The sequence below is a fragment of the Mycobacterium sp. MUNTM1 genome (assembly GCF_054660795.1).
Genome location: NZ_BAAGDE010000026.1, coordinates 13,532 through 32,307 on the forward strand (window position 1 = coordinate 13,532; position 18,776 = coordinate 32,307).

Genomic DNA, 18,776 nt, shown 5'->3' on the forward strand with positions numbered 1-18,776 from the left:
CGGCGCAGGGTTGAGAGCATTAGGCTGAACTGCTGTGGAACCGGTTTACGGGACTGTCATTCAGCTCGCCCGCCTGGTGTGGCGTGTCCAGGGTCTGAAGATCACCATCACAGGGGTGGAGAACCTGCCGAAGAGCGGCGGTGCGGTGATCGCGATCAACCACACGGGCTACCTGGACTTCACCTTCGCGGGACTGCCGGCCTACAAGCAGGGCCTGGGTCGCAAGGTGCGGTTCATGGCCAAGCAGGAGGTTTTCGACCACAAGATCACCGGGCCGATCATGCGCAGCCTGCGGCACATCTCGGTGAATCGGCAAGACGGCGCCGCCTCCTTCGAGGCCGCCGTCCGGCACTTGAAGGACGGCGAGCTGGTCGGCGTCTACCCGGAAGCCACGATCAGCCGCAGCTTCGAGATCAAGGAATTCAAATCGGGGGCCGCGCGGATGGCCGTCGAGGCCGGCGTGCCGATCGTTCCGCACATCGTCTGGGGCGCCCAGCGGATCTGGACCAAGGACCACCCGAAGAAGCTGTGGCGTCCGAAGGTTCCGATCACGGTGCTGGTCGGCGAACCGATCGAGCCCACGCTCGGCATCGAGGAACTGAAGGGGCTGCTGCATTCGCGCATGCAGCATCTGCTGGAGCGCGCGCAGGAGATGTACGGGCCGCACCCGGCCGGCGAGTTCTGGGTGCCTCACCGGTTGGGCGGAGGCGCTCCGTCGCTGGCGCAGGCGGCCCAGCTGGAGGCCGAGGAGGCGGCCGCCCGGGCGGCCCGCCGGGCCCGGTCCGCAGGGGCGTCGGAGTAGTGATCGATGGTGGAGCCGACCTTCCGCGCTTTGGAGCTTCTCGCTCGACTGGCGGTCAAGGCCACCGGCACCCGAATCACCTACCGGGGTGAGGAGCAGATCCCCGAGCGGGGCGGCGCCGTGGTGGCGATCAACCACACCAGCTACGTCGACTTCCTGCCCGCCGCGCTGGCCGTACACCGCCGGGGACGTCGGCTGAGGTTCATGATCAAAGCCGAGATGCAGCAGGTCAAGCCGGTCAATTTCCTGATCAAACACACCCGGACCATCCCGGTGGACCGCGGCGCCGGGGCGGCTGCCTATGCGATCGCGGTGCAGCGGCTGCGCGAAGGTGAGCTGGTCGGCGTCTACCCGGAAGCAACGATCAGCCGCAGCTTCGAGCTCAAGGAGTTCAAGACCGGCGCGGCCCGGATGGCCATCGAAGCCGGGGTCCCGATCGTGCCGGTGATCGTCTGGGGGGCGCAGCGGATCTGGACCAAGGACCACCCGCGGAATGTGGGCCGCGCCAAAATACCTATTACTGTGCAGGTAGGCGCGCCGCTCTCGGCGCGCGCGGACATCGCGCAGACCGACGCTGCCCTGCGCGACTCGATGACCACCTTGCTGCACCGGGCGCAACGGCACTATCCGGGCGAGCCCGGTGCGTACTGGATGCCGCACCGGCTAGGCGGCGCAGCGCCAACCCTGGCGGAAGCCGCCCGGATGGAGGCTACCGAGGCGGCGGCCCGCTCGGCCAAAAGGACCGAGCGCCCGTCGCAGTAGGCGAAGGAGAAGACATGCCCGAGGGGTTCTACCGGCTGGCGGAGTGGATCGTGCCGCCGATGGTGGCGATGCAGGGGACCACGTTCACCTACCACGGCCTGGAGAACATTCCGGCGCGCGGCGGCGCCCTGCTGGCCCAGAACCACACCAGCTACCTGGACTGGCTCCCGACGCTGATGGCCGTGCGTGAGCGCAAGCGGCGCGCCTACTTCATGATCAAGGCCGAGATGGCCGACGTGAAGGCCGTCAACTACGTCATCAATCACGCCCGGCTGATCCCGGTGGATCGCCGGTCGGGGCACGACGCCCTCGATGTGGCCGTGCAGCGCATGCGCGAGGGCGAGCTGATCGGGATGCACCCCGAGGCCACCATCAGCCGCAGTTTCGAACTGCGCGAGTTCAAGACCGGGGCGGCGCGCATGGCGCTGGACGCCCAGGTGCCGATCGTTCCGATCGTCGTGTGGGGCGCTCACCGGATCTGGCCCAAGGACCACCCGAAGAAGGTGTTTCGCAACAAGGTTCCGATCACCGTTGCGGCCGGGCAGCCGTTGCCGCCGCGGGGCACGCCCGAGGAGCTCAACCTGCTGCTGCGTTCGGCGATGAATGACCTGCTGTATCGGGTGCAGGACGAATATCCGCACCCGAAGGACGAATTCTGGGTGCCGCGCAGGCTGGGTGGCAGCGCGCCCACCCAGGAGGATTCCCGGGCGCTGCGGCTGTCGGAGTTGCAGGAGCGGCTGCAGAAGTACGGCACCGACGGCGTGACGCGGCCCGGCCAGGAACAGAGCGGGCGGCATTGAGCGGAGCGGCCAGCCGCCGGGGCGGGCGGTTCCGATGACCCTGCCGGCACTCATCGCCTGCGACGTCGACGGCACCCTGTTCGACGACGACGAGAGGATCTCACCGCGCACCCGCGACGCGATCCGCGCCGCGGTGGCCTGCGGCGCGCAGTTCGTGGTGGCGACCGGCCGTCCGCCGCGCTGGATCCGGCCCGTCGTCGATGCGCTGGGCTTCGCCCCAGTTTCGGTGTGCGCCAACGGTGCTGTCATCTACGACGCCGCGACCGACCGGGTGGTGTCGACCCGCACGCTGCCCGTCGACACCCTGGCCGAGCTGGCGGAGCTGGCGACCCGCGTCATCCCCGGCGCGGGGCTGGCCGTCGAGCGCATCGGCGAGAGCGCCCATGACACGGCGACGCCCCAGTTCGTCAGCTCGCCCGGCTACGAGCATGCCTGGCTGAACCCGGACAACACCGAGGTGTCCATCCAGGATCTGCTCAGCGCCCCGGCCATCAAGCTGCTCATCCGTCGATCCGGGGCCCGCAGCGCGGACATGGCGGCCGAACTGGCCAAGCACGTCGGCATCGAGGGCGACATCACCTACTCCACCAACAACGGCCTGATCGAGATCGTGCCGCTGGGCATCAGCAAGGCCACCGGCATCGACGAGGTCGCCCGGCCGCTGGAGATCGCCCGCGAGGAGGTGGTGGCGTTCGGCGACATGCCCAACGATTTGCCGATGCTGCGCTGGGCGGGGCACGGCGTGGCGATGGGCAACGCGCATCCGGACGTGCAGGCGGCCGCCGACGAGGTCACCACCACCAACAATGACGACGGGGTGGGCCGGGTGCTGGAACGCTGGTGGCTCTAGCCGGCGGTCACGTCGGCGTGGGGTGCGACGGCAGCGAGAAGTGCTCGGCCGGAACCGTTGGGCCGCTTGGTAATTCGGTAGTCAGCGGAACCGTGATCCCGTCCACGACCTCGGTGACGTTTCCGGTCAGGCGCTCGTAGTTCAGCGTGCCGTGCTGGAAGTTCTGGGTAATCTGCAGCGGCTCTTGGATTTCCGCGCTGGTCGGCAAGCCCAGCGGGCCGCGTTCGTAGCTCTCCGAGCCCCAGGCATCGTAGATGGCGCCGGTGACCGGTTGGGCGCCGGTCTCGGGCGACCAGTACATCGCGCCTCGGGCGAACGTGACGAAGCGGGCATCGCCTTCCGCGCTGTCCTCCGGAGAGGTCGGCGAGCCCAGCACGCTGTTCATCCCGCCGATCGCCTGCCAGTGGTCATAGATGGCACCGCCCTGCAGCGCCTTGAGCAGTTCTTCCGGCGGATCGTTGACATGCGATGCGATGTCCCGCATTTCGTCCATCAGCGCATAGGCGGCGTTGCCCGGGCAGTCGGTGTTCCCGACGTCGCGGTGGGTGAAGATGGTCGGCAGCGTCGCGATGGAGCCGGCCGGGAAGGTGGTGTAGTGGCTGCCCGCCGACTCCAGTTGCACCGTGCCCTTGGGGTTGACGTTGTCCAGGCCCAGCCGCCAGCCCAGCAGCCGGCCCATGGTCCTGAGCTGGATCGGCGTGGGGGGCACGTCGTCGAAATTGCCGATCATCGCCACGCCCCAGGTGTTGCGGTTGAATCCGCCGGTGTGGAAGGCCTCGACCGCCTTGGTGAGTCCGCCCGCGCTGCCCTCGAATACCTGGCCGTACTTGTCGACCAGCGCGTTGTAGGCGATGTCGCACCACCCCAGCGTCTTGCTGTGGTAGGTGTAGATCGCCTTGACGATGCCGGCCGACTCCAGCGGCGAATAGTCATTGCTGCCCGCGGTGTGGTGCACGACAGCCGCGCGAATCCCGTTGTCGTACTGCGGGCTACCGCAGCGCAGCGACTCGTCGGCGCCCCACTGCGCGCGGCTGATGATGGGCGGAGCCTGGCCGGGCATCAACACCCCGGCCGGTGGCGTCCAATGCGTCTCGGCCGGCGCTTGCGGTGGGGAGATGAGAACGGCCGAGATGTTCTGGCCGAACGGCTGTTCCCTGGATGCCGGCTTGTAGCCCAGATCGGTCTTCTCGCTCGGGGGCGCCGGCGGCGGTCGGGTCACCGCCGCGTCGAGCGGACGGGTGACCGCGATCTGGACGGTCGTGGTGGTGCCGACGAACACCGGATCGGTGCCGCGTGGCCCCTCCGTCGCCGCGCCGGGACGGTCGGACCCGGCGGACTCGTCGCCGCCCGCTCGGGACGCCGGATCGGGCGCCGCCGTTTCGTATTCGGTCTGATACCAGGGCCCCCACGAGCCGTCGGGGCGCTTGGCGCGCACGCGGGTCGACGTGCCGGCCAGGTCGCCGGTGAGGGCGACCAGAGAAAACGGGGTGGCCTGACTGATTTCGCGGACCGTGACGCCCGCGCCGAGCCCGACCAGCGGCTGCTCGACGAGCTGGGTGCCGCGTGACGGCGCCGCGCCGGGGGCGCCGCGATCGCGTGTCGTGTCCGCGACCCACGAGACGAGGACGACGGTCGCCGCCATGGCGGTGAGCAGCATCGTTGGCGCGCGACTGCGAGACACCAGCCGATGTTACGTGTGTTTCTAATGTTATCTATGGGACGACACGATCTGAACGCCGGCGAATCTGCACAAAATCGACGGCACCGCAGATGATTCTGCGGTGCCGTCTTGTGGAGGGTTTGTAAGGGACTAGACCGGGGGCAGCGTCGGTACCGCACCGGCGGCCGCCGGCAACGCACCGGCCGCACCCGCGGCGGCGGGAAGAGCGCCTGCGGCGGCACCCGGCAGGGCACCCGCGGCACCCGGCAGGGCACCCGCGGCACCCGGCAGGGCACCCGCTGCCGCACCCGGCAGCGCACCGGCCGCACCGGGCAGGGCACCCGCGGCACCCGCGCCGCCATGCATGCCCTGCGTGATGGCCGGCATGACCAGGCCCTTGAGCAGGTCGATCGCCTGGCCGGCACCCAGCTGGTTGGCGGCTTGCATCACGTCGTTGACCAGACCGCCGCTGGCGCCGCTGCCCGAACCACCACCCAGGCCGGTACCGCCACCGATCGGCGACGCGTTACCGAAGGTCGACGGGTCGCCCAGGATCGGGTAGGTGCCACCCGCGCCCGGGTCCAGGCCGGCCCCGGAGTCGATCGGCACCTCGCTCGGCGACAGCCCCGGGCCACCCAGGCCCGGGGTGACCCCGGCCGGGCTGGTCAGCCCGGGGTTGGACAGCGCCGGGTTGAGGCCGGCGCCCGGGGTCGCGACACCGCCACCGGGGGCGGTCGGCAACGCGCCGGGCGCGGTCAGCCCGGGGGTCAAGGGGGCCGCACCGGGGCTCGTCAGGCCCGGGCTCGTCAAGCCGGGGCTGGTCAGGCCGGGGCTGGTCACGCCCGGATTGGTCAGGCCCGTCGTCCCCAACCCGGGAGTCCCGAGGCCAGGGGTGCCCAGACCGGGGCTGGCGAGACCCGGTGTGCTGGTCGCGCCCCCGCTCAAGGCGGGTATCGGGGGCATGTTGATCCCGAATTGCGACAGGCCCTGCGACAGCGCGCCCATCAGCTCGCCGGGCAGGTCGCTCATCACCGCGGCCTGCTTGAACTCGTGGTGCTCGGGCGCCTTGTTGCCGGCGGTCGATTCGTAGACAAGGAAGTACGCGCAAGGACTCGCCACTGCCAGGGCGGCAACCGCGCTCATGGCTGTTGAGAGCTTGCGTCGGCGTCGGTTCGGCACGGAAGTCTCCTCTATCTGACTATGTGTTGTGTCGGCGCGTCCCACCGCTCCTAACTGGTGGGAATCACACAAGGTCGATGGTACGAGTGGTGAGCCTGTTACTAGAGTGGTGATATTGAATCGTGAGGGTATTGCGACCCCGACCGTGATCGCGGGCCCGGGGCGCCCCAACGGCCGTCGTCACAGGGCCGACGCCGCTGCATGGCCTCGCCAAATGGGTTAGGGCCACGCGGTCGGATACCCTAAGCAACCGATGACCGCTCGTTTCGATCTTTTCGTCGTCGGCTCTGGATTCTTCGGACTGACCATTGCCGAGCGCATTGCTACCCAGCTCGGGAAGCGCGTCCTCGTCGTGGACCGCCGACCGCACATCGGTGGCAACGCCTACTCAGAAGCCGAGCCGCACACCGGCATCGAAGTGCACAAGTACGGCGCCCACCTGTTCCACACCTCCAACAAGAGGGTCTGGGACTACGTGCGGCAGTTCACCGACTTCACCGACTACCGGCACCGCGTCTTCGCGATGCACAACGGGCAGGCCTACCAGTTCCCGATGGGGCTGGGCCTGGTGTCGCAGTTCTTCGGCAGGTACTTCACCCCGGACGAAGCCCGCAAGCTCATCGCCGAGCAGGCCGCCGAGATCGACACGGCCGACGCGCAGAACCTCGAGGAGAAGGCGATCTCGCTGATCGGCCGGCCGCTCTACGAGGCCTTCGTCAAGGGCTACACGGCCAAGCAGTGGCAGACCGACCCCAAGGAGCTGCCGGCCGCGAACATCACCCGGCTGCCGGTGCGCTATACCTTCGACAACCGCTACTTCAGCGACACCTACGAGGGCCTGCCCGTCGACGGCTACACGGCCTGGCTGCGCAACATGGCCGCCGACGATCGCATCGAGGTCAGGCTGGACACGGACTGGTTCGACGTGCGCGACCAACTGCGCGCGGACAGCCCCGACGCGCCGGTCGTCTACACCGGGCCGCTGGACCGCTACTTCGACTACGCCGAGGGCCGGTTGGGCTGGCGCACCCTGGATTTCGAGCTGGAAGTGCTGCCCATCGGCGACTTCCAGGGCACTCCGGTGATGAACTACAACGACCCCGACGTGCCCTACACCCGCATCCACGAGTTCCGTCACTTCCACACCGAGCGCGACTATCCCGTCGATAAGACCGTGATCATGCGGGAGTACTCGCGGTTCGCCGAAGACGACGACGAGCCCTACTATCCGATCAACACCGAAGCCGACCGCGCGCTGCTGGCCGCCTACCGAGCCAGGGCGAAGGCCGAGACGGCGTCGTCGAAGGTCCTGTTCGGCGGCCGGCTGGGCACCTATCAATACCTGGATATGCACATGGCCATCGCCAGCGCGCTGAACATGTACGACAACGTGCTCGCGCCGCACCTGCGGGACGGCGCATCCCTGATCGACGCCCAGAACAAAGAGGAAGGCACGCGCGGATGCGCGCCGGCGACGATGCAGAGCAAAGCGATGAGGAGGAGTGGCGCCTAATGACTGCCGTGAGCCTGCTGTCCCGGATCATCCTGCCGCGTCCCGGTGAACCGCTCGACGTGCGCAAGTTGTATCTCGAGGAGTCGACGACCAACGCGCGGCGCGCCCACGCGACCAGCCGCACCTCGCTGGAGATCGGCAGAGAGTCCGAGGTGTCGTTCGCCACCTACTTCAACGCGTTCCCGGCCAGCTACTGGCGCCGCTGGTCCATCTGTCAGTCGGTGGCGCTGCGGGTCGAGCTGACCGGGACCGGGCGCGTCGACGTGTACCGGACCAAGGCCACCGGGGTGCGGATCTCGGTGGAGGGCCGCCAGTTCGTCGGCACCGACGAGCAGCCGGCCGTCGTCGAGATCGAGATACCGCTCAAGCCGTTCGAGGACGGCGGCTGGATCTGGTTCGACATCACCACCGACACCGCGGTCAATCTCATCAGCGGCGGCTGGTACGCCACCGAGCCCGCGCCGGGCACGGCCAACATCGCGGTCGGCATCCCCACGTTCAACCGCCCGGCCGACTGCGTCAACGCGCTGGCCGACCTGACCGCGGATCCGTTGGTGGACAAGGTGATCGGCGCGGTCATCGTGCCGGACCAGGGCACCCGCAAGGTGCGCGACCACCCGGACTTCGCCGCGGCGGCCGCGGGACTGGGCAGCCGGCTGTCCATCCATGACCAGCCCAACCTCGGTGGCTCCGGCGGCTACAGCCGGGTGATGTACGAGGCGCTGAAAAACACCGACTGCCAACAGATCCTGTTCATGGACGACGACATCCGCATCGAGCCGGACACGATCCTGCGGGTGCTGGCGCTCAACCGCTTCGCCAAGAAGCCGACGCTCATCGGCGGGCAGATGCTCAACCTGCAGGAGCCGTCGCACCTGCACATCATGGGCGAAGTCGTCAACCAGGCGAACTTCATGTGGACCGCCGCGCCGCACGCCGAGTACGACCACAACTTCGCCGAATTTCCGTTGAACGACAAGAACGATCGCAGCGCCCTGCTGCACCGGCGGATCGACGTCGACTTCAACGGCTGGTGGACGTGCATGATCCCGCGCCAGGTCGCCGAGGAACTGGGCCAGCCGCTGCCGCTGTTCATCAAATGGGACGACGCCGAGTACGGCCTGCGCGCCGGCGAGCACGGCTACCCGACGGTCACGCTGCCCGGCGCCGCGATCTGGCACATGGCCTGGAGCGACAAGGACGACGCCATCGACTGGCAGGCCTACTTCCACCTGCGCAACCGGTTGGTCGTCGCGGCACTGCACTGGGACGGCGACATCACCGGACTGGTCCGCAGCCACCTCAAGGCGACGCTGAAACACCTTGCCTGCCTTGAGTATTCGACTGTCGCTATTCAGAACCGGGCCATCGACGACTTCCTGGCCGGCCCTGAGCACATCTTCTCGATCCTGGAATCGGGCCTGCCGGAGGTGCATCGGCTGCGCAAGGAATACCCGGACGCGGTCGTACTGCCGGCGGCCAGCGAGCTGCCGGCGCCGCGAAACAAGACCAAGGCGATGAAGCCGCCGGTGAATCCGGTGTCGATCAGCTACCGGCTGGCCCGCGGCATCCTGCACAACATGACCAAGGCCGACACCGAATCCCGCACCCGCCCCGAGTTCAACGTGCCCACCCAGGACGCGCGCTGGTTCCGGCTGTGCACGGTGGACGGCGTCACGGTCACCACGGCCGACGGTTGCGGCGTGGTCTACCGGCAGCGGGACCGGCGAAAGATGTTCTCGCTATTGTTCGCATCGCTGCGCCGCCAGCGCCAACTGCTCAGCCGGTTCGACGAGATGCGCCGGGTGTATCGCGACGCGCTGCCCGTGTTGTCCAGCAAGCAGAAGTGGGAGACGGCGTTGCTGCCCGCTGCAGAACATGCATGAAGCCGCCGCGGCAGAGGCACCCCGCGGTGAGGTGGCCGCGCTGGTCGCCGTCCAGGCGGCACTGAGCGATCGTCCCGGGGCGCTGCCGGTGGCACGCGCGCTGTCCCACTTCGGCGAGCACAGCCTCGGCTGGGTGGCCGTCGCCGCGCTCGGAGCGGTGCTGTCCCCGAAGCGGCGCCGGGACTGGCTGGTGGCCGGGGCCGGGGCGTTCGCCGCACACGCCGCGGCCGTCGTCGTCAAGCGGATCGTGCGCCGCAAGCGCCCGCACGATCCCGCGGTCGCCGTCAACGTCGGCACGCCCAGCCAACTGAGTTTCCCGTCGGCACATGCCACTTCGACCACCGCCGCGGCGGTGCTGATGGGCCGGACCACGGGCCTGCCGCTGCCCGCTGTCCTGGTGCCCCCGATGGCGCTGTCGCGGATGCTGCTGGGCGTGCACTACCCCAGCGACGTGGCGTTCGGCATCGCCCTGGGTGCCGTGGTTGCGGCGATCGCCCGCCGTGCAGGACAGGTGCAAGAGGTTGTAAGAGGTAAGCCGCATGAGTGAGGACGTCGTGACCCGACCGCCGGCAAACCTGGTCTCCGGGGTGATCAAGGCGATCCGACCCCGGCAGTGGGTGAAGAACGTACTGGTGCTGCTCGCCCCGGTGGCGGCGTTAGGCGGGCCGGTTCACTACAACTACCACGACGTGCTGGGCAAGGTGGCGGTGGCGTTCGTGGTGTTCTGCTTGGCGGCCTCATCGATCTACCTCATCAACGACGCGCGCGATGTCGAGGCCGACCGCGAGCACCCGACGAAGAGATACCGCCCGATCGCGGCCGGCGTGGTGCCCGAGTGGCTGGCCTACACCCTGGCCGTGGTGCTGGGCGCGGCGTCGTTGGTCATCGGTTGGTTGCTCACACCCAACCTCGCGGCGGTGATGGCCGTCTACATCGCCATTCAGTTGGCGTACTGCTTCGGCCTCAAACACCAAGCGGTGATGGACATTTGCATCGTGTCGTCGGGGTTCCTGATCCGAGCTATCGCCGGTGGTGCGGCGACCAATATCCATCTGACGCAATGGTTTTTGCTGATGATGGCGTTCGGGTCGCTGTTCATGGCGGCCGGCAAGCGCTACGCCGAGCTGCAGTTGGCCGAACGCACCGGGGCCAAGATCCGCCGGGCGCTGGAGAACTACACCAGCACCTACCTGCGGTTCGTCTGGACGTTGTCGGCCACCGCGTTGGTGGTCTGCTACGGCCTGTGGGCCTTCGACAAGGAGCACGGCGAGGCGCGCTGGTTCGTGGTGTCCATGGTTCCGTTCACCATCGCGATCCTGCGCTACGCGGTCGACGTGGACGGCGGGCTGGCCGGGGAACCCGAAGACATAGTGCTGCGCGACCGGGTTTTTCAGCTGCTGGCGCTGGCGTGGATGTTGACATTTGGAGCCGCCGTTGCCTTCGGTTAGCCCCGAACTGCAGGCTCTCAAAGCGCGCATGATGCGCAGCCGGCCGGTGATCAGGCGGCCCGGTTGGCCGGTGTTTCCGTACACCAGGATGGTGCGGGTCAGCCTGTGGATCAGCGTGGCGCTGGTCGCCATCCTGTTCGGCTGGGGGAGTTGGCAGCGGCGCTGGATCGCCGACGACGGGCTGATCGTGCTGCGCACCGTGCGCAATCTGCTCGCGGGCAACGGGCCGGTGTTCAACCAGGGCGAACGGGTGGAGGCCAACACCTCCACGGCCTGGACCTACCTGATGTACGCCGGCAGCTGGGTCGGCGGCCCGCTGCGCATGGAGTACGTGGCGCTCGCGCTCGCGCTGGCGCTCTCGGTGGTGGGGGTGGCGCTGCTGATGCTCGGCGCCGCGCGGCTGTACGCGCCGAGCCTGCGGGGCCGCAGGGCCATCATGTTGCCCGCAGGGGCGCTGGTCTACATCGCGCTGCCGCCGGCGCGGGACTTCGCCACCTCCGGGCTGGAAAGCGGTTTGGCGCTGGCCTATCTGGGCCTGCTGTGGTGGATGATGGTCTGCTGGGCGCAGCCGGTGCGCAACCGCACCGATAACAAGGTGTTCGCCGGCCTGCTGGCGTTCGTCGCCGGGTTCAGCGTGCTGGTCCGGCCGGAGCTGGCACTCATGGGCGGGCTGGCGCTGATCATGATGCTGGTCGCGGCCCGGACCTGGCGCCGCCGGGTGCTGATCGTGGTTGCCGGGGGTTTCCTGCCGGTCGGCTACGAGATCTTCCGGATGGGCTACTACGGCCTGCTGGTGCCGGGCACCGCCCTGGCCAAGGACGCGGCCGGGGACAAGTGGTCCCAGGGCATGATCTACCTCGCGAACTTCAACGCGCCGTACGTGGTGTGGATCCCGCTGGTGCTCCTCGTGCCGCTGGGCGTGCTGCTGTTCGCCGCCCGCCGGCGGCCGTCGTTCCTGCGCCCCGCGCTGGCTCCCAACTACGGGCGGGTGGCCCGCGCCGTGCACAGCCCGCCCGCGGTGGTGGCGTGGGTGCTGATCAGCGGGCTGTTGCAGGCCCTCTACTGGACCCGGCAAGGCGGCGACTTCATGCACGCCCGGGTGCTGCTGGCCCCGCTGTTCTGCCTGCTCGCTCCGGTCGCCGTCATCCCGATCGCCATCCCCGACGGCCAGGACTACTCGCGGGAGACCGGCAACTGGGTCGCCGGCGCCGCCGGTGCGTTGTGGCTGGGGCTGGCCGGATGGGCACTGTGGGCGGCGAATTCACCCGGGATGGGCGACGACGCCACCCACGTCACCTACTCCGGGATCGTCGACGAACGCCGCTTCTACTCCCAGGCCACCGGCAACGCGCACCCGCTGACCGCCGCGGACTACCTGGGCTACCCGCGGATGGCGGCCATCCTGACCGCCCTCGACAACACCCCCGACGGCGCGCTGCTGCTGCCGTCGGGCAATTACATCCAGTGGGACCTGGTGCCGCAGGCCCAGCCGGCACCGGGCGACAAGTCCGCGCAAAGACCGCAGCACACAGTGTTTTTCACCAACCTCGGCATGGTCGGTATGAACGTCGGGCTCGACGTCAGGGTGATCGATCAGATCGGTTTGGCGAATCCGCTTGCGCAACACACCGAACGGCTCAAGCACGGCCGCATCGGGCACGACAAGAACCTCTTTCCGGACTGGGTGATCGCCGACGGACCCTGGGTGAAGGTCCCGCCGGGAATTCCGGGCTATCTGGACGCGCAGTGGGTCGCGGAGGCCGTCGCGGCGCTGCAATGCCCCGACACGAAGGCAGTGCTCAGCTCGGTGCGCGCGCCGATGACCCCGCACCGATTCCTGTCCAACCTGGTGAACTCCTTCCAGTTCACCGGGTACCGGATCGACCGGGTGCCGCGCTACGAACTGGCGCGATGTGGGCTGCCGATACCGCCGGAAGCACCGCCCCCGCCGCGCGAGTAAGCGTCGCGCAGAAGAATTTTCGGCATACGCCGAACAAATCACAGCGCGCTCGCGGCGAAAAAATGGCAGCAACATCACATTTGGCCTCTCACCAGCTCGCAATAGCCGTCAGGCACACGCGAAATCGGCGCCTTTTAGACACATGTTTGAATTGAAATCCGCTGGGTAGGACGGCCGCTCGACTGTTGACGGCAGCGCCTCGATGCGACCGAATGGCATAACGTGTGGTTGACTACACGAGCACTGCCGCGCCCGCGCGCGGGCAGTTCGACCCAATCAAGAAAGTGGCCGGTCGGTGAAATGCGCCGAGGGCTGCAAGAAGGATGAGGAAGCAAGGATGACGCTTGTCGACAGATTGCGCGGCGCCGTGGCGGGGATGCCGCGCCGGCTCGTTGTGGCGGCCGCTGGTGCGGCGCTGCTCTCGGGCCTGATTGGCGCCGTCGGGGGCTCGGCGACCGCCGGGGCCTTCTCGCGCCCGGGTCTGCCGGTGGAGTACCTGCAGGTTCCGTCCGCCGGAATGGGCCGCGACATCAAGATCCAGTTCCAAAGCGGTGGCCCGAACTCGCCCGCGTTGTACCTGCTCGACGGTATGCGTGCGCAGGACGACTTCAACGGCTGGGACATCAACACCCCGGCGTTCGAGTGGTACAACCAGTCGGGCATCTCGACGGTGATGCCCGTCGGCGGCCAGTCCAGCTTCTACTCCGACTGGTACAAGCCCGCCTGCGGTAAGGCCGGCTGCGTCACCTACAAGTGGGAGACCTTCCTGACCAGCGAGCTGCCCTCGTACCTGGAGAGCCAGAAGCAGGTCAAGTCGACCGGCAGCGCCGTGGTCGGCCTGTCGATGGCCGGTTCGTCGGCCCTGATCCTGGCCGCCTACCACCCGCAGCAGTTCGTCTACGCCGGCTCGCTGTCGGCGCTGCTGGACCCGTCGCAGGGCATGGGCCCGTCGCTGATCGGCCTCGCCATGGGCGACGCCGGTGGCTACAAGGCCGCCGACATGTGGGGCCCGAAGGATGACCCGGCGTGGGCCCGCAACGACCCGTCGCTGCAGGTCGGTAAGCTGGTCGCGAACAACACCCGCATCTGGGTGTACTGCGGTAACGGCAAGCCGTCCGACCTGGGTGGCGACAACCTGCCCGCGAAGTTCCTCGAGGGCTTCGTGCGGACCAGCAACCTGAAGTTCCAGGACGCCTACAACGGGGCCGGTGGCCACAACGCGGTGTGGAACTTCGACGCCAACGGCACCCACGACTGGCCCTACTGGGGCGCACAGCTGCAGGCGATGAAGCCTGACCTGCAGTCGGTGCTGGGCGCCACCCCGGGTGCGGGTCCGGCCACGGCCGCGGCCACCAACGCCGGTAACGGCCAGGGCACCTAAACACGCCAAGCGGTACGACGAGCGGCGGGAACCCTTCGGGGTTTCCGCCGCTCGTCGTTCGCGGCGTGTGTGACTTGTTTCACTACCCGGCGCGCGGGGGAACTACGGCCCTGGCTAATGTGCTTTCAGCGACTACACGATGGAGGGTGGACATGACGGTCGTGCGGGGTATGTCGGCGCTTTTCCGGGTGTTCTGCGTAGCCGTGCTGGCCGTCGGGTTGGCCTTCGCGCTGCAGACCGCCGCAACCGTCGGCAAAGCCAGGGCGGCGGGCTACGAAAGCCTGATGGTCCCGTCGGCGGCGATGGGCCGCGACATTCCGGTGGCCTTCATGGCCGGCGGCCCGCACGCGGTCTACCTGCTCGACGCCTTCAACGCGGCCCCGGACGTCAGCAACTGGGTCACCGCCGGCAATGCGATGAACACGCTCGGCGGCAAGGGCATCTCGGTGGTGGCCCCGGCCGGCGGCGCGTGGAGCATGTACACCAACTGGGAGCAGGACGGCAGCAAGCAGTGGGACACCTTCCTGTCCAGCGAGCTGCCCGACTGGCTGGCCGCCAACAAGGGCCTGGCGCCCGGCGGCCACGCCGCCGTCGGCGCCTCGCAGGGTGGCTACGCCGCGATGGCGCTGGCCGCCTTCCACCCCGACCGGTTCGGCATGGCCGGTTCGCTGTCCGGGTTCCTCTACCCGTCGAGCACCAACTACAACGGCGCCATCCTGGCCGGCCTGCAGCAGTTCGGCGGCGTCGACGGCAACGGCATGTGGGGCGCCCCGCAGCTGGGCCGGTGGAAGTGGCACGACCCGTACGTGCACGCCTCGCTGCTGGCGCAGAACAACACCCGGGTGTGGGTGTGGAGCCCGACCAACATGGGCGGCGACGACGCCGCGATGATCGGCCAGGCCGGCGCGGCGATGGGCAGTTCGCGGGAGTTCTATCAGCAGTACCGCAGCAACGGCGGGCACAACGGGCACTTCGACTTCCCGGGCGGCGGCGGCAACGACTGGGGCTCGTGGTCGGGCCAGCTCGGCGCGATGTCGGGCGACATCGTCGGTGCCATTCGCTAGCGGCGATCGCAAACGCGGCGCAGCGGGTCGGCGCCATTCGCTAGCAGGTCCTTGCCCGACTGGCCCATTGGGCAGAGCCGGTACCGTGTAGGAGGTGCAGCAGGGGTCGGGAGGACCGCGTAGCTGCGATCCACCGACACTGCTGGCAGGAGAACATGGCTAAAAGCGCGCGGCGTAAGCGCCAACGCACCCTCGCGTGGATCGCCGCATTGTCGGTCGCCGCCGTCGTCTTCCTGGCCATCCTGGCCGCGGTGACCCTGCTGCGCGGCCACCAGTCGGAGCCCAGCGCGGTGCCGCCCGGCGTGCTGCCCCCGTCGTCGACGGCCACGCACCCACACAAGCCGCGACCCGCCTCGCAGGACGCGTCGTGCCCCGACGTGTTCCTGGTCAACGTTCCCGGGACGTGGGAGTCCGCCGTGCAGGACGACCCGGCCAGCCCCGTCCAATTCCCCAACGCGCTGCTGCACAAGACGACCGCGACCCTCACCGAGCAGTTCCCGTCGTCGCGCCTGCAGGCCTACACCACGCCGTACACCGCGCAGTTCCACAATCCGCTGAGCGGGGACACCCAGATGTCTTACAACGCCAGCCGGGCCGAGGGCACCCGCGCGACGGTGCAGGCGATGACCGACATGAACGCCAAGTGCCCGCTGACCAGTTACGTGCTGATGGGCTTCTCGCAGGGCGCGGTGATCGCGGGCGACATCGCCAGCGACATCGGCAACGGCCGCGGACCCGTCGACGACGACCTGGTGCTGGGTGTGACGTTGATCGCGGACGGTCGTCGCCAGATGGGCGTCGGCAACGACATCGGGCCCAACCCGCCGGGGCAGGGCGCCGAGGTCACCTTGCACGAGGTGCCGATCCTGTCCGGGATGGGCCTGACCATGACCGGCGCGCGCCCCGGCGGCTTCGGCGACCTCAACGGCAAGACCAACGAGATCTGCGCGCCGGGTGACCTGATCTGCGCCGCTCCGGAGGAGGCGTTCAGCATCGCCAACCTGCCGACGACGCTGAACACGTTGGCCGGCGGCGCGGGTCAGCCGGTCCACGCGCTGTACGCCACAACGCAGTGCTGGAGCATCGACGGGGCACCCGCGACCGACTGGACGCTCAACTGGGCTCACGGTCTGATCGCAAATGCGCCACAACCGAAACACGGATGACCGGGCGGTGGGACACAGGCGTTAGGAAGCGGTTGCCGATGGCGATCAGCGGTACCTTGTGATTTGGTCTGCCGTAGGCAGCCCCGTAACATTAAGAAGAATTTAAGAGCTATCGGACCTTTGTCGCGCACCCGGTCGGGGTCGATGCCGGCGGGGGCTGGCACATCACCGGCGTTCCCCAGCGGGTGCGGAGCGAGGTCCGGTGTGCGCGTAGACATGTAACCGTCGGCCGAGCCGGCTTGAGGAAGCCGTCGGCGGAGCCGACCTAGGAACAACGCGTCGGCCGAGCCGACCGAAAACAGGTGCGACAGGAGAGCGGCATGGTGTACCACAACCCGTTCATCGTGAATGGAAAGATCAAGTTCCCGGACAACACGAACTTGGTCAAGCACGTTGAGAAATGGGCGAGGGTTCGCGGCGACAAGCTCGCCTATCGGTTCCTGGACTTCTCCACCGAGCGCGACGGCGTCGCCTGCGACATCTCCTGGTCGGAGTTCAGCGCCCGCAACCGCGCCGTGGGCGCCCGGCTGCAGCAGGTCACCCACCCCGACGACCGCATCGCCATCCTGTGCCCGCAGAACCTGAACTACCTCGTGGCGCTCTTCGGCGCGCTGTACGCCGGCCGGATCGCGGTGCCGCTGTTCGACCCGAGCGAACCGGGCCACGTCGGCCGCCTGCACGCCGTGCTCGACGACTGCACCCCGTCGACGATCCTGACCACCACCGAGGCCGCCGAGGGCGTCCGCAAGTTCATCCGCGCCCGTTCGGCCAAGGAGCGCCCCCGCGTCATCGCCGTCGACGCGGTGCCCAACGAGGTCGCGTCGACCTGGGAGCCGCCGGAGGCCACCGAGAACACCATCGCCTACCTGCAGTACACCTCCGGCTCCACCCGCACCCCGACCGGCGTCGCGATCACGCACCTGAACCTGCCCACCAACGTGCTGCAGGTGCTCAACGGCCTGGAAGGCAAGGAGGCCGACCGCGGCCTGTCCTGGCTGCCGTTCTTCCACGACATGGGGCTGATCACCGCCCTGCTGTCGCCGGTGATCGGTCACAACTTCACCTTCATGACCCCGGCCGCCTTCGTGCGCCGGCCCGGCCGATGGATCCGCGAGATGGCGCGCAAGCCGGAGGACGCGCCGGACTGCGAGGTCATCACCGTGGCGCCGAACTTCGCGTTCGAGCACGCCGCGGTCCGCGGGGTGCCCAAGGAGGGTGAGCCGCCGCTGGACCTGAGCAACGTCAAGGCGATCCTCAACGGCAGCGAGCCGGTGTCCCCGGCGTCGATGCGCAAGTTCTACGAGGCGTTCTCGCCCTACGGTCTGCGCGAGACCGCGATCAAGCCGTCCTACGGCCTTGCCGAGGCGACGCTGTTCGTCTCCACCACACCAATGGACGAGGCGCCCACGGTCATCCACGTCGACCGCGACGAGCTGAACAAGCAACGCTTCGTCGAGGTCGACGCAGATTCGCCGAAGGCCGTTCCGCAGGTTTCCGCCGGCATCATCGGCGTGGACGAGTGGGCCGTGATCGTCGACCCGGAGACCGCCAGCGAGCTGCCCGACGGTCAGATCGGCGAGATCTGGCTGCACGGGAACAACCTGGGCATCGGCTACTGGGGCAAGGAAGAAGAGACCAACGACGTCTTCCGCAACATCCTCAAGTCGCGGATCAGCCAGTCGCACGCCGAGGGGGCCCCCGACGACGGCATGTGGGTCAAGACCGGCGACTACGGCACCTACCACAAGGGCCACCTCTACATCGCGGGCCGCATCAAGGACCTCGTCATCATCGACGGCCGCAACCACTACCCGCAGGACCTCGAATACTCGGCGCAGGAAGCCAGCAAGGCGCTGCGCACCGGTTACGTCGCCGCCTTCTCGGTGCCGGCCAACCAGCTGCCGAAGGAAGTGTTCGACAACCCGCACGCCGGCATCAAGTACGACCCGGACGACGGCTCCGAGCAGCTGGTGATCGTCGCCGAGCGCGCCGCCGGCTCGCACAAGATGGACTACCAGCCCATCGCCGACGACATCCGGGCCGCGATCGCCGTGCGCCACGGCGTGACGGTCCGCGACCTGCTGCTAGTGCAGTCGGGAACCATCCCGCGTACCTCCAGCGGCAAGATCGGGCACCGCGCCTGCCGCGCGGCTTACCTCGACGGCAGTCTGCGAAGCGGCGTCGGTTCGCCGACGGCCTTCGCCAGCTCCACTGACTGAATCCCTGAGGACCATGGCTGACACTGAGCACCCCGACACCAATCCCGAAGAGACCACTCCCGGCCCTGACGGGGAGGTGCCCGCCA

15 protein-coding genes are annotated in these 18,776 nt (G+C 68.4%); 13 read left to right on the forward strand and 2 right to left on the reverse strand.

Translation table 11 applies throughout. From position 1 onward, the window contains the following. Positions 1 to 34: 34 nt before the first annotated feature. The 4 genes from ACYQ8K_RS16135 to ACYQ8K_RS16150 are packed head-to-tail and all read left to right on the forward strand — an operon-like array spanning position 35 to position 3,214. Complete coding sequence (locus tag ACYQ8K_RS16135; protein WP_459970448.1) at positions 35 to 802, forward strand: lysophospholipid acyltransferase family protein; 768 nt, start codon at positions 35 to 37, stop codon at positions 800 to 802. A 6-nt stretch (positions 803 to 808) separates the two neighbouring features. Further along, positions 809 to 1,564, forward strand: a complete 756-nt coding sequence (locus tag ACYQ8K_RS16140) for a lysophospholipid acyltransferase family protein (protein WP_459970450.1) — start codon at positions 809 to 811, stop codon at positions 1,562 to 1,564. 14 nt (positions 1,565 to 1,578) lie between these two features. Next, on the forward strand, positions 1,579 to 2,364 hold the full coding sequence (locus ACYQ8K_RS16145; protein ID WP_459970452.1) for a lysophospholipid acyltransferase family protein: 786 nt from the start codon (positions 1,579 to 1,581) through the stop codon (positions 2,362 to 2,364). 34 nt (positions 2,365 to 2,398) lie between these two features. After that, the gene (locus tag ACYQ8K_RS16150) at positions 2,399 to 3,214 is read left to right on the forward strand and encodes an HAD family hydrolase (RefSeq protein ID WP_459970453.1); all 816 of its coding nucleotides are present in this window, start codon (positions 2,399 to 2,401) and stop codon (positions 3,212 to 3,214) included. 7 nt (positions 3,215 to 3,221) lie between these two features. On the opposite strand, the gene ACYQ8K_RS16155 is transcribed toward ACYQ8K_RS16150, so the two are convergent. Both ACYQ8K_RS16155 and ACYQ8K_RS16160 read right to left on the reverse strand, forming a co-directional pair. Then, positions 3,222 to 4,895, reverse strand: a complete 1,674-nt coding sequence (locus ACYQ8K_RS16155; RefSeq protein WP_459970455.1) for an N-acetylmuramoyl-L-alanine amidase — start codon at positions 4,893 to 4,895, stop codon at positions 3,222 to 3,224. Between the two features lie 129 nt (positions 4,896 to 5,024). After that, complete coding sequence (locus tag ACYQ8K_RS16160; RefSeq protein ID WP_459970456.1) at positions 5,025 to 6,053, reverse strand: PirG; 1,029 nt, start codon at positions 6,051 to 6,053, stop codon at positions 5,025 to 5,027. Between the two features lie 253 nt (positions 6,054 to 6,306). On the opposite strand from ACYQ8K_RS16160, the gene glf reads away from it, so the two are divergent. From glf to fadD32, 9 genes are all read left to right on the forward strand, one after another. Continuing rightward, positions 6,307 to 7,566: a UDP-galactopyranose mutase gene (glf, locus tag ACYQ8K_RS16165; protein WP_459970457.1), complete on the forward strand. Its 1,260-nt coding sequence runs from the start codon at positions 6,307 to 6,309 to the stop codon at positions 7,564 to 7,566. Next, positions 7,566 to 9,452, forward strand: a complete 1,887-nt coding sequence (locus tag ACYQ8K_RS16170) for a glycosyltransferase (protein WP_459970458.1) — start codon at positions 7,566 to 7,568, stop codon at positions 9,450 to 9,452. The genes glf and ACYQ8K_RS16170 overlap by 1 nt, the downstream gene beginning before the upstream one ends. After that, positions 9,445 to 9,999: a phosphatase PAP2 family protein gene (locus ACYQ8K_RS16175; RefSeq protein WP_459970459.1), complete on the forward strand. Its 555-nt coding sequence runs from the start codon at positions 9,445 to 9,447 to the stop codon at positions 9,997 to 9,999. The genes ACYQ8K_RS16170 and ACYQ8K_RS16175 overlap by 8 nt, the downstream gene beginning before the upstream one ends. Next, positions 9,992 to 10,900, forward strand: coding sequence for a decaprenyl-phosphate phosphoribosyltransferase (locus tag ACYQ8K_RS16180; RefSeq protein ID WP_459970461.1), 909 nt, complete (start codon positions 9,992 to 9,994; stop codon positions 10,898 to 10,900). The genes ACYQ8K_RS16175 and ACYQ8K_RS16180 overlap by 8 nt, the downstream gene beginning before the upstream one ends. Then, entirely contained in the window at positions 10,887 to 12,860 is a 1,974-nt protein-coding gene (aftB, locus tag ACYQ8K_RS16185; RefSeq protein ID WP_459970463.1) for a terminal beta-(1->2)-arabinofuranosyltransferase, read from the forward strand. The genes ACYQ8K_RS16180 and aftB overlap by 14 nt, the downstream gene beginning before the upstream one ends. A gap of 337 nt (positions 12,861 to 13,197) precedes the next feature. Continuing rightward, entirely contained in the window at positions 13,198 to 14,241 is a 1,044-nt protein-coding gene (ag85A, locus tag ACYQ8K_RS16190) for a diacylglycerol acyltransferase/mycolyltransferase Ag85A (RefSeq protein ID WP_459970464.1), read from the forward strand. A 161-nt stretch (positions 14,242 to 14,402) separates the two neighbouring features. Beyond that, entirely contained in the window at positions 14,403 to 15,305 is a 903-nt protein-coding gene (locus tag ACYQ8K_RS16195) for an esterase family protein (protein ID WP_459970526.1), read from the forward strand. Positions 15,306 to 15,460: 155 nt separating this feature from the next. Further along, a complete protein-coding gene (culp6, locus tag ACYQ8K_RS16200) occupies positions 15,461 to 16,471 on the forward strand; it encodes a carboxylesterase Culp6 (protein WP_459970466.1) in 1,011 nt (336 codons plus the stop codon). Positions 16,472 to 16,791: 320 nt separating this feature from the next. Continuing rightward, the gene (gene fadD32, locus ACYQ8K_RS16205; RefSeq protein WP_459970468.1) at positions 16,792 to 18,690 is read left to right on the forward strand and encodes a long-chain-fatty-acid--AMP ligase FadD32; all 1,899 of its coding nucleotides are present in this window, start codon (positions 16,792 to 16,794) and stop codon (positions 18,688 to 18,690) included. Positions 18,691 to 18,776: the final 86 nt, after the last annotated feature.